This window comes from Mesorhizobium sp. G2-6-1 (genome assembly GCF_055809095.1).
The window spans coordinates 3,467,287-3,479,321 of record NZ_CM147896.1 but is presented as its reverse complement, the minus strand read 5'-3'; the positions used below and the strand labels follow the sequence as shown (position 1 = coordinate 3,479,321).

General features: G+C 53.3%; 18 protein-coding genes. 2 read left to right on the top strand and 16 right to left on the bottom strand.

What is annotated here, in order from left to right; genetic code table 11:
- Window position 1: 1 nt before the first annotated feature.
- The 8 genes from AC0L7S_RS16775 to AC0L7S_RS16740 all read right to left on the bottom strand — a co-directional run bounded on the left by AC0L7S_RS16775 (window position 2) and on the right by AC0L7S_RS16740 (window position 5,291).
- The gene (locus AC0L7S_RS16775) at window positions 2–961 is read right to left on the bottom strand and encodes a hypothetical protein (RefSeq protein WP_473472052.1); all 960 of its coding nucleotides are present in this window, start codon (window positions 959–961) and stop codon (window positions 2–4) included.
- A complete protein-coding gene (locus AC0L7S_RS16770) occupies window positions 961–1,239 on the bottom strand; it encodes a hypothetical protein (RefSeq protein ID WP_473472051.1) in 279 nt (92 codons plus the stop codon). Before AC0L7S_RS16770 ends, AC0L7S_RS16775 begins: the two co-directional genes overlap by 1 nt.
- Entirely contained in the window at window positions 1,236–1,538 is a 303-nt protein-coding gene (locus AC0L7S_RS16765) for a hypothetical protein (protein ID WP_473472050.1), read from the bottom strand. The genes AC0L7S_RS16770 and AC0L7S_RS16765 overlap by 4 nt, the downstream gene beginning before the upstream one ends.
- 61 nt (window positions 1,539–1,599) lie before the next feature.
- On the bottom strand, window positions 1,600–2,874 hold the full coding sequence (locus AC0L7S_RS16760; protein ID WP_473472049.1) for a portal protein: 1,275 nt from the start codon (window positions 2,872–2,874) through the stop codon (window positions 1,600–1,602).
- A 3-nt stretch (window positions 2,875–2,877) separates the two neighbouring features.
- A complete protein-coding gene (locus AC0L7S_RS16755) occupies window positions 2,878–3,063 on the bottom strand; it encodes a hypothetical protein (protein WP_473472048.1) in 186 nt (61 codons plus the stop codon).
- A gap of 52 nt (window positions 3,064–3,115) precedes the next feature.
- On the bottom strand, window positions 3,116–4,456 hold the full coding sequence (locus AC0L7S_RS16750) for a phage terminase large subunit (protein ID WP_473472047.1): 1,341 nt from the start codon (window positions 4,454–4,456) through the stop codon (window positions 3,116–3,118).
- Window positions 4,453–4,854: a terminase small subunit gene (locus AC0L7S_RS16745; protein WP_473472046.1), complete on the bottom strand. Its 402-nt coding sequence runs from the start codon at window positions 4,852–4,854 to the stop codon at window positions 4,453–4,455. The genes AC0L7S_RS16750 and AC0L7S_RS16745 overlap by 4 nt, the downstream gene beginning before the upstream one ends.
- Before the next feature lie 182 nt (window positions 4,855–5,036).
- A complete protein-coding gene (locus AC0L7S_RS16740; RefSeq protein WP_473472045.1) occupies window positions 5,037–5,291 on the bottom strand; it encodes a hypothetical protein in 255 nt (84 codons plus the stop codon).
- A 191-nt stretch (window positions 5,292–5,482) separates the two neighbouring features.
- Here AC0L7S_RS16740 and AC0L7S_RS16735 point away from each other — a divergent pair, with 191 nt between their 5' ends.
- A complete protein-coding gene (locus tag AC0L7S_RS16735; protein WP_473472044.1) occupies window positions 5,483–5,755 on the top strand; it encodes a hypothetical protein in 273 nt (90 codons plus the stop codon).
- A 124-nt stretch (window positions 5,756–5,879) separates the two neighbouring features.
- Here AC0L7S_RS16735 and nusG read toward each other — a convergent pair whose 3' ends face one another.
- The 7 genes from nusG to AC0L7S_RS16700 form a co-directional block, all read right to left on the bottom strand.
- On the bottom strand, window positions 5,880–6,416 hold the full coding sequence (gene nusG, locus AC0L7S_RS16730; protein WP_473472043.1) for a transcription termination/antitermination protein NusG: 537 nt from the start codon (window positions 6,414–6,416) through the stop codon (window positions 5,880–5,882).
- On the bottom strand, window positions 6,413–6,769 hold the full coding sequence (locus AC0L7S_RS16725; protein ID WP_473472042.1) for a hypothetical protein: 357 nt from the start codon (window positions 6,767–6,769) through the stop codon (window positions 6,413–6,415). Before AC0L7S_RS16725 ends, nusG begins: the two co-directional genes overlap by 4 nt.
- A gap of 189 nt (window positions 6,770–6,958) precedes the next feature.
- Window positions 6,959–8,161, bottom strand: a complete 1,203-nt coding sequence (locus AC0L7S_RS16720) for a bifunctional DNA primase/polymerase (RefSeq protein WP_473472041.1) — start codon at window positions 8,159–8,161, stop codon at window positions 6,959–6,961.
- Window positions 8,162–8,323: 162 nt separating this feature from the next.
- Window positions 8,324–8,902, bottom strand: a complete 579-nt coding sequence (locus AC0L7S_RS16715) for an HNH endonuclease (RefSeq protein ID WP_473472040.1) — start codon at window positions 8,900–8,902, stop codon at window positions 8,324–8,326.
- 469 nt (window positions 8,903–9,371) lie between these two features.
- Window positions 9,372–9,608, bottom strand: a complete 237-nt coding sequence (locus tag AC0L7S_RS16710) for a hypothetical protein (protein WP_473472039.1) — start codon at window positions 9,606–9,608, stop codon at window positions 9,372–9,374.
- Window positions 9,605–10,573 carry a P-loop NTPase family protein gene (locus AC0L7S_RS16705; RefSeq protein ID WP_473472038.1) on the bottom strand — a complete coding sequence of 323 codons (969 nt, stop codon included), beginning with the start codon at window positions 10,571–10,573 and terminating at the stop codon, window positions 9,605–9,607. The genes AC0L7S_RS16710 and AC0L7S_RS16705 overlap by 4 nt, the downstream gene beginning before the upstream one ends.
- Before the next feature lie 241 nt (window positions 10,574–10,814).
- Complete coding sequence (locus AC0L7S_RS16700) at window positions 10,815–11,048, bottom strand: Arc family DNA-binding protein (protein ID WP_473474339.1); 234 nt, start codon at window positions 11,046–11,048, stop codon at window positions 10,815–10,817.
- 69 nt (window positions 11,049–11,117) lie between these two features.
- Here AC0L7S_RS16700 and AC0L7S_RS16695 point away from each other — a divergent pair, with 69 nt between their 5' ends.
- On the top strand, window positions 11,118–11,540 hold the full coding sequence (locus tag AC0L7S_RS16695) for an Arc family DNA-binding protein (RefSeq protein ID WP_473472037.1): 423 nt from the start codon (window positions 11,118–11,120) through the stop codon (window positions 11,538–11,540).
- 240 nt (window positions 11,541–11,780) lie between these two features.
- On the opposite strand, the gene AC0L7S_RS16690 is transcribed toward AC0L7S_RS16695, so the two are convergent.
- The gene (locus tag AC0L7S_RS16690) at window positions 11,781–11,978 is read right to left on the bottom strand and encodes a hypothetical protein (RefSeq protein WP_473472036.1); all 198 of its coding nucleotides are present in this window, start codon (window positions 11,976–11,978) and stop codon (window positions 11,781–11,783) included.
- Window positions 11,979–12,035: the final 57 nt, after the last annotated feature.

The following is a 12,035-nucleotide window of genomic DNA, read 5'->3' as shown; positions in this document are numbered from 1 at the left end:
ACTACGCCTTGACCTTGTCGCGGGCGTTGTAAAGGGATTGCAAGCGCGATTGCGCCGCCGTGTCTTTGAACCATGCAGCGCGGTCTTCACCCATGCGCTTTTCGAGCGTGGCAATTTCAGTGTCGAGAGCCGCAACGCCTTGGTTGTTTGACGTCAGGACCGTTGCCAGGGGATTTTCAGCAACAGCCTTTGCAGCGAAAAATTTCATAATTCCCGGATGATTGCCGATCTTGCGACCGTCAGCAGTTCGCCCGCCCATGAGAGCATCAAACAAATCAGGATCGACGCTTTCAAAGTAAGGCCGCATCGCAGCGATATTGCCTTTGTAATCGCCGCCCCATGCCTCTTTCAGTTCGGTTTCAGCTTCCATGCGGAACTTGGAATCATCTTCGGCTTGCTGAAACTGCGTCTCTTCCTGCATCCGATAATATTCATCGACCAATACAGACATATCGTTGGGGGCAATGCCGGTCTTGATCGCACGTTCGGCAAACGCTTCCACAACCGGCTTGTCAATGTCGCCAATCTGCCTGTTATCGGGCAGAGTAATTGATTTGACAAAATCTTCGACCTTGTCAGGAATGCCGCGTTCCTTTCGATATTCAGCCCATTCCTCGTCAGTCGCCTTGTCCCCCGGCTTGTCCTTTGCCTTGAGCCCCTCACTGATTTTTCGCTGGCCTTCCTCTTGTGCCTGCAACAATGCTTCAGGAGAGGCAAAGCGTTTTAGACGCTCAAGCCGCTTTTCATCGCCGCTAGATAGCCGTTCGCGCCAGTCATCGCCCCACGGGCCTTTTGCGTCAGCTTCGGCGGCACCGGCATCGCCCTTTGGTGCTGCCTTTTCTGTTGCGTCAGCAGAAGCCTCAGAAGTCTGTTGAGCAGACGCATCGACGTTTGCGTCTTGCGCACCCGGAGCGAGGTTTTCGGCATCAGCCGCGCCCGCTGCTAGAGTGTCATCGGCCATCAAGCTTTCCTTTCTGGTTCGTCTGGTTTCAACGCATCAATCGGCACGTTGACCAGCTTTACAATTTGTAGACCGACGCTACGCCGACCTTGCAGAAACCCGGCAACATCAGGTTGACCGGCAACGAATGTTTCGTCGTACGTCATCGCCGCCGCATGGATGATCCAATGCAGCGCCCGTTTTTGTTGCTCTTCAGTTGCTGTCCCGGTTGCCACAGCCTTGACGGCAAAAGCATCGAGCCGTGAATATTTTGCAGGGCCGAAGGGTATCGTCTTCACGCGGCACCGGCGCTCGTCAGAGCCTTGACCATTGGTGCAGCCTTATTAGCTACATCAGCAGCGCCCCCGACCTCAGCCGCAGCAGCTTGCGCCTTTTGTGCATTCTTCGCCTGCTCTATTGCCGCAGCGAGCCGCTTTTCATCCTTGAGCCATTCTTCAGGCCAACCGATACGCTGAAGCATATCGCGCGTTATCGCCATCGGGTCAGCAAGCTGTCCGACAGATGGGTCAAATTGCGCAGCCGCCCCGATAACTTCCATGCCTTCCGAGAGCTTGGCCTTTAGCGAGTCGCTTTCCAAATCCGCCAGTGGAGACTTGAATGAGAAGTCTACATTCTCCCCACGCAAAGATTCGGGGATCTCATCTCGCCGGGAAGGCACCAAGCGAGCGCATGACGAGGAAAGTTTCAGAGCATAGAGGTTCTGAATATTCTGCCTCAATAGGCCCGAACACAGGTATCTGTGAACGCATCTGTTGTTCGACAATCTTGCGAACCTCATAGGCCGTCTTGCCGCTTGTTTCCGGCAAGCTGACCTTATCCAGCATGAAACCCAGGCGTTGACGCATTGCAAAGCGTTGCGCCATGTCAGAACCGAAACCAAGCCCGCTGCTATCAATGTTCAACGGGCGAAGCGCCTCGCCTAGCTTTTCATCATATTCGGCGTCAACCCAAGTAATGCCGCCAGCGTACAGCCCCACGTCGCCCCGTATCGCATCGAGCGTCCCGACCATTGGAGGGTCAACGGCCTTTTCGCCAGCTTCCAATAGTATGCGCTCTACAGAATCCGCCGTTCGTGCATCAGCGATAATGATCGAGGTAAACGGCGAACTTCCGTATTGCGTCCCGGAAACAGACAGCCCGCGAGGAATAACATAGCCCCTGTACGAGCGAGGAACCATTTCGAGGACTTCACCATGCCCAGGAAGCACCCACAGCGAGACGAAAGGCTGGTTCTCCCTGTTTGGCATATCGAAGTCATAGGACGAAGACGGCACTGCTACGTGCCGAACAGTCACCGTCTTGAACGGAGTTTGCGAGGCGTCGTTTCGAAGCGATTCCGGCACCTTATCACCGAAGGTAGTAACCAGATTGCGAAGCGTCGTAGTATCGTTTCGGTGAATATCTGTCACAGCGCCGGTATAGTCTTGCGACCATGCCACATCTCGCAAATGCCAATTGCGATAATATAGCCCCGAACGATCCTTCAAAGGGCATACTTCAAGAACGCCTTGCCCGAATGTCACGAAGTCATGATCGGCCAGAACCGTTGTCCGGTAATACTGCGAAGCTTGAGAGAACATCACCTTGCGCTGAAGCTTGGTCGCTTCCTGCAACCACGCCCGCGCATCGCTGTTCTTGTTCCTGTCATCATCCGCTGCCTTGACCTCAAAGAAATCGGCGGGACGGATCATTGGTTGAAACAGGTTCCCCATTTCACGGCGGAACAATGCACCGTCCGACGAAAACGCCTGTTGCGCATATTCTGCCCCTACAACGAGAGGCGTCGTGAAGGACGCTCTTTCATAGTAAAAATGTTCCGCAAACTCTTGCCACATAAGCAGGAGCCCGGAGCGGTCCTTGAACAACGTGTTACCGTTGTCGATAACCGTCTGTTGCACAGGCGACAAAGCCATGAACTAAGCGCCCAGCTTGCCGGTTGCGCCGATCAGGTTGTCAGACAGAATCGTTGATTCCCGACCGCTTCTTGATCGCTGTTCAGCAATCTTGCGACGCCGTTCTGCAATGATTGCAGGATCTTCAGCGTCAGGCATACGAGCCGCAGGCTCAACCTTCGGGGTTTTGGTCTTGAATAAGCCAGCCATAGCTAATTCCTTTCTGTCTGGGTGAAGGGCAGCAGCCCGGAAGTATTCTGCTTCATTTACGGCCCCTTTTGTGCTTGGCGTAACCAAGCTTGACTTGTGGAGCCAATTGCCCGTTGGGGCCGTCTTGCCGCCTCGTCAGAGCAGGGAAGAGAGAAGCCAGCCCCCACACCATAGCGTCGGCCCTGTCTGGCGACTTGGAGCCTACATAGCCCGCCGTGGTCATTGCGCAGAGTTGGTCTTCAAGATCAGCGAACCGCCCAACCAGTGAAACCTTTTGCTGTTCAAACAGCACAGACACAGGTTCAGCCCGCACAATCTTGCCGCGGCTGGCCTTGACCGCCCTGTATGGAACAGACGTTGATTGCCTTGACGCAGCGGAACGAACAATCTCGGCAACCATCGCCCCGCCGAAGTTCTCTTCAGCCACCACGCAATCAGCGCCGTGACGTTCAAAGGCTGATACAACAGCATCACCCCATAGAGCCGGGGACATGCGACCGGATAAATCCTCCAGAACGTAACCCCGGCCATCCTTGCCAAGACCCACAACGACAATGCCGACTTCATCAGAGCGCTTGTCTTCATCGCCAGAGACGCCGGAAGGATCGACCGCGACGACAATGCGGACCATCTCAGGCACCCGGCCATCGACAATCCGTTGCTGATCTAGAAGCTCCAATGTCCATAGCGCCGAATCTGACACATCAGCGAATTGACCGAGCCAGAAGCGCCGACGCATGGCTTCCGACATGTCTTGTAGTTCTTCCAGATAGGAAGCCGGGAGGTTGGCCTCGTTATCCTTCGGGTTCATCACAAGCGCGGCATAGTTTCCAGGCTTTGAAAGCCCAGTCTTGCGGTCAGGATCGCGCTTTTCGACAAACAGCCGGTAGGTCCAGTGAGCCATGCCGGGAGGATTGCAGTCGTAATAGGCCTTGAGCCTTAAAGGCGTATTTTGTGCAAGACGTGTCATCGCCATGTTGCGAGAGGCATACGGGATCTGAGAACATTCGTTCAGGTAGACCGTCGCGTATTGCTGACCTAGTATCTTTTCAGTCCGTTCCTTGTCATCCAGACCGCCGAACCAGAGTTCAGAACCGTTCGGGAGTTCATAATACCAATCTGTCTTATCCATCCGGCAGCTTTTGGCGACGCCGGGAAAGCACATGTCCATGACACTCGGCAGCGTATCGAGGATGATCGACGCCTTGATATGGTTGAACCGATAGCGAAGCATTGCGTGGCGGCTTTTGTGCGCCAGCGCCCTCACCACAATTCCACGGACAAACCCAAACGTCTTACCAGATCGCGCACCACCATAGGCCATGACATGCGTGGCGTCAGAACCCATCAACTGTAGTTGCGCATCCTGCTTGCTAGTGAGTTTGAATGTCAAAGGATGGAAGCATCCCGGTCAGATATGACCACTTGCACAGTGAGAGCGCCGCCTTGCTTGTCCTCATCCAGAAGCTTGTGAAGCTTGGCCTTGCCCATGATTGCAGAGACAGCAGCAGAAGCGCCCTTATCGTTTTTCATTGCGTGAGTGCGGGCGTCTTCAAGCTCTTGCGTAAGCGAGCCGACTGAAACCAGAGCCAATTGCCGGGCTTCGTCCAGCAGTTCTTGAACCCTTGCGGACACCTTAGGGCTAGACAGTAGACGCGAAGCCTCAGGCCATATCGTTTCCGGCTTGGTGTTTTCCCCTACATCATAGGAACGCCGATAAGCTTCAGAGGCGTTGCCCGTCTCGAAATAGGCGAGGCAGAAAGCTTCTTGTTTTGCAGTCAGGTCAGACATACGTGATCGCGCCAGCCTTCAGGCGAGTTATCGGGCAAATTTGCCTGTTTGGGTGTTGGTTGCCTGCTCGCATTACTGGCACCATTGGTGTGTGAGGTAATCCCTGATGTTGCAAGGGTTTTGCGTCGCACATGAAGCAAGGACGAGGACCGCCAGAAGGGCAAGGATTGACCTTGGCACCATTACTCGCATCCCTGCCATTGGATAATTCGATGTTCCAGGCGGGTTAAGGCACCTAGAAGCGTCCCCGGATTTTCCCCGCTTTCAAATGCCGTCATTGTGCAGCCCTCGGCATCTACACCAGCCACAGCAACGCCCACCAGTTCACCCTTCCGGGCCAGATCGAGCATGTTTTCAAGCGTGGTTCTACAACCCTCGGACCGGATTGATTGCTTTGTGGCCAGCTTTACAACGCTGTTTTGTGGTTGCGCAGACATGCAGGAATAAATCTCCCTATTCCGGCGCTTCCGCTTCCCTGCATTCATGACCTCGCGCCAATTGGCGCTATGCCCCGACAGGTTCTTCTTAGGAGCGAACGAGAAGCTTTGCCCGCATAGCCGGTATAAGCGGTGGATTCACCGGGGCAATTTCTTGTAATGTTCTTGATTGTACAAAGCAGGGAGGAACCATGCGCAGACACAAAGCAAGAAGGCTTATTTACGAGGAAGCCGATATGCTCGTGACACTTGCCTCCGAACTTACGGACGTTGCCGAACAACTGCGAAAAGTTGCGTCTGAAGCATTCAAAGCACCGGTATCGGCTCGACGTCGCGAAATTACTCGTCTGCAAGACGAATTGGAGGTGAAAGAACTAGGCACCATCCATAAGCGCTTCGATAAGCTAATTGAAGAGTTGACGCCGATACAGGATGGCCTCTCCTATTACAAGGGATGGCCTTAACAACAGCCCTATCCTTAGGCGCACTTTCCCAGCGCGTGGGTGGTGAATTTCCCACATTACCCCGGCGAGTGGCACTTAGGCCCCGCACAGACGGGCAAATCACCAAATCATTTCGATACCGAAACTAACCTGTCTTTTGAAGGATTTCAAGAGGCACAGCAGCTTTTACTTCTCTACCCAACAGGGATAGAAGAACCGTCAAGTTGTGATCGCCCGCCTGTTCTACCGTCGCCTTGATGCCAGCGAATGCACCCTCTGATATGCGCACCCTATCCCCGGCCTTCACATCGCTGGCATGAACACGTAGTTGATCGAAATCGCCAGCATCTTGCGCCGCACGCATCCTGCCTACTTCATCATCTGGAATTGGCACTGGAGCGCCATCGCCCCCAAAGTCCTTGCTGCATAAAACGCTGATGACGTTCTTGCACGACACAATGCGCGCCCAATGTTGAGACGCCAGGACAAAGATATATCCCCGCAAAAGCGGAAAATATTTCGTGGACCAGCCCTTGGTTCGGTGATTGCGGTATTCCTTGCGATATTGCGGCACATAGACCGTGAAGCCCATACCGAGCAGGTCTTCACCGCTAGCGCATTCGAAGCCCGTTTGAATGCGAACGATATACCAGGACTGTGTATTGCTGTTTGCAGGATTCAATCGTCGGCCCTCCAATAGAGCTTGTATGGTCTTGGTTTTCGTAACCCGCGAACGCCGAAATATTCGTTCATTTTGTATTCGGCCTTGCTGACAACTGAAGCCACGCGATGAGCACTCAAAATTGTTCCCGTTGGCCGATATTCCATCACATCAAACCAAAACAGCTTTCGTGATGGCTCAATTCGATACCAATCACCATCACGGTAGATAAAACGGGCTTTGCCAAAGTCTGTCAGATCAGAGCGGCGCAATTCGCATATCATCCCGGCAGGTTCGGAGCGGATCAATTTGCGGGATCGCCAAGGGTTTTCGCGTTCCGACGCTTCGCGCGCCTTTCTTTCAGCTATCGTCATTTTGGATCCCCGACCAAGATGCTGCATTGAAGGTGGCAAAGTTTTTGGTGACGCTTTTCATCGCGTGTGTAGAAACGGACTCTGCGAGCGGGTGAGATCGAATAGGGATGCGCAACGCAGGACCGCGCCGTCTTTTCCGCTGCACCCTTCGTCTTGAAGAGTTGACGGCCCCACACGGTGCCTCGCCCGTCAACAATCACGAAACCATTTTCCGTTGTCGGCCAGGTATCTGCCAATTTGTGTTGCGTCTTCAAGCCGCGTCCCCTTCAATCTCTTGTCCCCATATGGGATTAATATAACTGGTAAACCCTCCTCCCCCCTGCTGTTGGAGTTACCTTTGAGGGCAACCGCCATTTGCGGGCTGTTAAGACGAAATTGGTCGGCTTCAAGACGATGAGGCCCGCGTTTTCCGGTCCTGACGCGGGAAATGAGGTGCTCCTCCAGTAGTACCGCGCGGGCGCGGTAGGCGGCAGAACGGGACATTGAGATATGGCCAGCCTCAATCATCGCATCCGGCACGATGGCAAATGTTCTGCCGGGAATATGCCCGTGATTGGAGACAAGCACGTAGTAAAGGGCAAAAGCGTCTGCGCCATCCTTTCGGATAAGAAGCGCGTCCGCCACTGAGCGGTAAATCTGCACGGCTGAATTTCTCCCCATCCACAAGCGGCCCTCCAAACGGAGGTTCCAAGCCCATTCGGCCACCTTTGAAATTTCGCTGTCTGGAACGCTGGCGGAGTCGTCAAACTCGATATCGCGGAGCGCTACCAAGTCCGCCATAAGGCCGTCAAAATTGTCGGCAAATGGCGCATACTCGACCGCGCATTTATATAATTTTGTATTGCGCTGACCCTCTGGTATCTTGCCTGCATTTGCCACCGTCTGCAGGGGTTGACGGTCACGAAACGTAGGCAAGGTGGAGAAGGCTAAATCACCATCACAAGCGGAATAGCGGCTCCCATCTGGACGGATTGACCCAGGCCCTACAACGAAGGCGTGACTGCCAGCTTTGAAGTCAATCGCGATATCGCTGGTGCGAACCGCCTGCGGAACAATACCGTCATGGCGGTAGTAATGATGGATACCCCGCGCAGTCCGAACAGTGACGGACGACGGATCGAAACGACCCGCAATATAACTACGTGTCTCCTCGTTATCAGTATCAATATCCACGACGAGCGAGCTATCGAGCCGAACTCCGTACGTCTGGGAGTGTCCGTTCGCCATGCGCTTTAAGCAAGCTTCGAGCGACAAGCGCCGGTCGGTCCAACCCGTAATGAGTGGTTTCTTGCCATCTGGACCACCGAGCGGGATTAGTGTGAAGCCCGCTCGGAAGAGCCGTGCCATAATTTCTTGCACCGGCTCTTGTTTGAGTATGGGAAGAGCTGACATTAGCCAGACCTCGCCCGGATCACGTTCGCCACGCGAATTGCCTCAACGGCGTCAGCGATGGACAAGTGAAACGTCTCTCTTATTTGTGGAATTATGGCGCGACTTACCGACGCGTTCGCATCAGCAATCCATTGCGCCGCGCTATTGATGGTTGTTTGGCGATCAGGCTGCATTTGACTGCCCCCGCGCAAACTCACCAAAGAACGCACGTTCAGCTTCAAGCCGAGCCGCAACCGCATCGTTGATATCGTCAAACAAGCCTAGATTGATTGTCTTGTTGTTGTAGCCAATGAACGCATTCCACTTGCGACCAGACGGGCAGACGCCAATATGGCCGCTTGTGTTGCGATTATCGAGCTTACGGTTTCGGCAATTCTCGGCATTGGTAGCCTCTCGCAGGTTCTTCCACCTGTTATCGGCCCGCATTCTATTGATATGGTCGACCAGATTTTTCGGCCAACGCCCTGTCATTATCAACCAGATGACGCGGTGCGCACGATACAGCCGATAATCAATCTCGACCTGAGTGTATCCCTCAACCGTCCTTGTGCCGACCAAGGCACCACGTACAGCCCCCGGCCTGGCAATACGCCATGTGAGGCTTCCGGTTTCAGGGTCATATACCAGCAGTTCACGCGCGCGCTTGGCCGTCAGGATAGGACGGTTACTCTTGCGCGGTTCTTTTCTGGATTTCTTCGTTTGTGAATTGGCGGACGCAACATCGCCTGATATGCATTCCATGCTGTCTTCCTATATTTGGTTGACGCTGTTTGGAGAGTGAGCGGGGTCAGTCGCCAAACCATCCCGCTCACTCTCTTTGTTTTCATCAGTGTTTCCCTTGGGTAGATTGTTCAGCCAGCTATCTGCGTCGATCCTGCGAATTAGCGTTCTTCGGCCAACCTTCCGATATTCGAGGCGACCCGCTTTCATTTCGTCGTAGGCAAGATTTCGACGCACACCGTAGGCATCACAAAAAGCATCTACCGAGTACGCATTAGGGCTTGTGTCCATACGCCCCTCCTTTCTGTCAGCAAACAAACTCAAACACGCTACAATTTACCACTCTGCCTGAATCGGGTCTAATCGTCTGGACTTATTTTCCCCATTATTATCATTTTTATTATTCAGATATTTCAAACGGTTACGCATTTTTCCGCAGATTATGGAAAAATATTTGTTCTTGTTTAGTTCTTTTCATCATTGTGTTAAGCTACGCAGCGGCGGACCCTCTTTCCGCCGTTGATCTGACAGGCTTGGAAAGGCGTATGTTCGCCCATTCATCAAGCGCATCGACGTGATAAAGCGGTATCCTGCCGCTGTACTGCATGACAGGACCGCCGCCGATTGTGGCAAGCTTGTTGAGCGTCGCCACGGCTATATCTATGCCGTGACGTTCCGCCAGATAGGCAGGGACGTCTTTGCGACGGAGCCGAGGACGCCCGCTCATTGGAACTCCTTCGGGCAGCTATCTTCAACCGGAACCCAAGGATTCATATGTTGAAGGTCAAAGTCATGCTCGACAGTTTCTGAAATCCGCTTATCGGCCTTCGCTTCCAGAACGTCCAAGATCGAGAAGAGCATACGCTTGACAGCGCGTCGTATGATTTCGTCTTCATGGCTATCCCGATCTTCGGGCACCAGATCCCATGCTCTTTCCAGCGAAACGATAACTTGAGCGGTTTGAATTGCTGCGCCTTCCAAGCTCGTTGCCTTGACTTGGGAAAGCATGTCCTTCTGGTCGAAATATGCATCTTCGACGTGACGCCGTGTATTCGAAATGTAAGTTTGCAAGGAGCGCTTGTTGTCCCTGCTCGCTTGCCCTTCCTTGGCCTCAAGCATCGCCATCTGGCGCATGGTTGCGCCAATGGTGGCACCGAGTTCAACCACTGGGTCAGGAAACGCAGAAGAGCACCCGTCTGCACCATCACTGTCAGGCATCAGAGACGCAATGAGCGCGTCTTGATCGGGTTCAGTGAGCATCGAACCATTTAGATATTCGCGCAGGAATTGGGCCTTGTGGCGTTCGTCCTCTTTTGTAAATGGGCGATAGGCGATGATGGAGCTTGCAGCTTCCGTCATGAACCGAACGGTTGCGTCGTCCACATTTCCCGGAATCTGGTTGATCTTGTCCCGAAGAGTTTCATAGCAGTCGATCATTTCTGAAAGCACATGGCCCACATTCACGACTGCGCTTTCTGGCTGAAGGTAGTCAGGACCAGCCTCAATTGCCGCTAATGTCGTCTCGCAAGCATCGTGGGCGATGGCAATCAACGATGAAGCCCTGTTGATTTCACTATTTGCTGTAGCCGCACTGTTGCAGCTTGCCGTGTGAAGAATGTTGCCAACGCTGTCGAGTAGAACGGAAATATTTCCTATGAAAGTAGGCGCGTCATCTAAAGACATGGTATTCATGCCGCACCGCCTTTCGCCGCGTCCACAAGGCGGGTTTTGATAGCTTCGAGAGCATCAACCGCGTCGTATCCAACGCGCGATATTGCGTTCATCGTTCGACGGTCATCTATGCCGCGAGCAGCCAAGACAACGCACTCAACCATTTCGACCGCGCGAAGTAGTTCGTCCGACAGGTCTAAAAGGTCGATCCTTGCGCTTCTAGTTTCAGCAGTGCTATGTTCAATAATCATCTTTGCTATCCTTAAGCGGGTTGTTGGGTGATATGGCTCGGGGCTGTTAGCGCAGCTTCCGGGCCTTTTGCTTCCAATTGGCCCGCGAGAGCGCGGTCCAGGTAGTGGACGATTTCAGCATTCATTGATCTACGATTTGCAGACGCACGTTCGCGAATTCGATCACGCATGCCTTGAGGCAGGCGGACTATGTATTTGTCGGCGGAACGACTGACAGAAGTCTTAGTCACTAGTTCTCCTTTCATCTTTTGTTCACGATGGCTATTAGCCACAAATTCACCATGGCTAATAGCCATTGTTGCGTCAAGCGAAAAATGATGGCTATTAGCCTTACTTGTGGAAAATCACTGAAAGGGCATCAAGAGATGGCGAAAGAACCGCTCCAGCCGCAGGACAAATACGTCCTCCGGTTCCCCGATGGCATGAGGGAAAAGATAAAGAAGGCAGCAGATGAAAGCGGCAGGTCGATGAATTCCGAAATCGTTGTGCGGCTGGATCAATCGATAAATGGCTACTTCCTTGATCTATCAGGAGAAGGTTTTGTCGCGTGGATGAAGCGCTTCGAAGCCACACAAATTGCATTGGAAGAGCTCTTGTTCGATTGTCGGGATATTAATTTGGACGTCTATATTGAAGCTCAGCGAAAAGTAGGGAACCATTTCACCCGGGCCGAAGCGATCAGGACGATTTTGCGGGATTACTTGAGTGAGAAAGGGCTTGTACAAAACACGCGATGACTAGTTTGCTTTCGGGATTCGTATGCTGATTTGCATCACGCTGATTGCAGCGTCTCACCGCGTCCAAGCCGACGCTCTCGAAATCGAGGCAATGGCAAAACGAAGGCTGGCGGATGAATACGACGCGGCTCAAGAACGGGGTGAAGTTTCCACAAGGGCGGACCAAAACCTTCTTCCAGAACAGAAGAAGGTTTCTGCCGCCGACATCGGCCTTACTCACAAAGACATTCACGAAGCCCGTCAATTTCGAGACGCAGAAGTCAATGAACCCGGCATAGCTAGACGCGCTCTATCTGCAAGGTTCTTATCTATGCCGGCTTCGGCAAGGGTGAGTGTGCGATCTACCGGCGGGTTTTCTTTCAACCCACCGGTGACATTGGCGTTGCCAGTTCCGGCTGTGCCTGTTGCCATCAACCCCGCGTCACGTTGCGCGGCCATCAGTTCCCCGATGCGACGTTCGGCACGGATGCGGATTTCAGCAGCGTCGGTTTCAAG

Excerpts from the sequence above, each read along its gene's own strand:
- AC0L7S_RS16705 (WP_473472038.1), bottom strand. The coding sequence starts at position 10,573 with ATGAATACCATGTCTTTAGATGACGCGCCTACTTTCATAGGAAATATT.
- AC0L7S_RS16755 (WP_473472048.1), bottom strand. The coding sequence starts at position 3,063 with ATGGCTGGCTTATTCAAGACCAAAACCCCGAAGGTTGAGCCTGCGGCT.
- AC0L7S_RS16760 (WP_473472049.1), bottom strand. The coding sequence starts at position 2,874 with ATGGCTTTGTCGCCTGTGCAACAGACGGTTATCGACAACGGTAACACG.
- AC0L7S_RS16740 (WP_473472045.1), bottom strand. The coding sequence starts at position 5,291 with ATGTCTGCGCAACCACAAAACAGCGTTGTAAAGCTGGCCACAAAGCAA.
- AC0L7S_RS16725 (WP_473472042.1), bottom strand. The coding sequence starts at position 6,769 with ATGACGATAGCTGAAAGAAAGGCGCGCGAAGCGTCGGAACGCGAAAAC.
- AC0L7S_RS16720 (WP_473472041.1), bottom strand. The coding sequence starts at position 8,161 with ATGTCAGCTCTTCCCATACTCAAACAAGAGCCGGTGCAAGAAATTATG.
- AC0L7S_RS16715 (WP_473472040.1), bottom strand. The coding sequence starts at position 8,902 with ATGGAATGCATATCAGGCGATGTTGCGTCCGCCAATTCACAAACGAAG.
- AC0L7S_RS16745 (WP_473472046.1), bottom strand. The coding sequence starts at position 4,854 with ATGTCTGACCTGACTGCAAAACAAGAAGCTTTCTGCCTCGCCTATTTC.
- AC0L7S_RS16775 (WP_473472052.1), bottom strand. The coding sequence starts at position 961 with ATGGCCGATGACACTCTAGCAGCGGGCGCGGCTGATGCCGAAAACCTC.
- AC0L7S_RS16700 (WP_473474339.1), bottom strand. The coding sequence starts at position 11,048 with ATGAAAGGAGAACTAGTGACTAAGACTTCTGTCAGTCGTTCCGCCGAC.
- AC0L7S_RS16710 (WP_473472039.1), bottom strand. The coding sequence starts at position 9,608 with ATGAGCGGGCGTCCTCGGCTCCGTCGCAAAGACGTCCCTGCCTATCTG.
- AC0L7S_RS16690 (WP_473472036.1), bottom strand. The coding sequence starts at position 11,978 with ATGGCCGCGCAACGTGACGCGGGGTTGATGGCAACAGGCACAGCCGGA.
- AC0L7S_RS16735 (WP_473472044.1), top strand. The coding sequence starts at position 5,483 with ATGCGCAGACACAAAGCAAGAAGGCTTATTTACGAGGAAGCCGATATG.
- AC0L7S_RS16695 (WP_473472037.1), top strand. The coding sequence starts at position 11,118 with ATGATGGCTATTAGCCTTACTTGTGGAAAATCACTGAAAGGGCATCAA.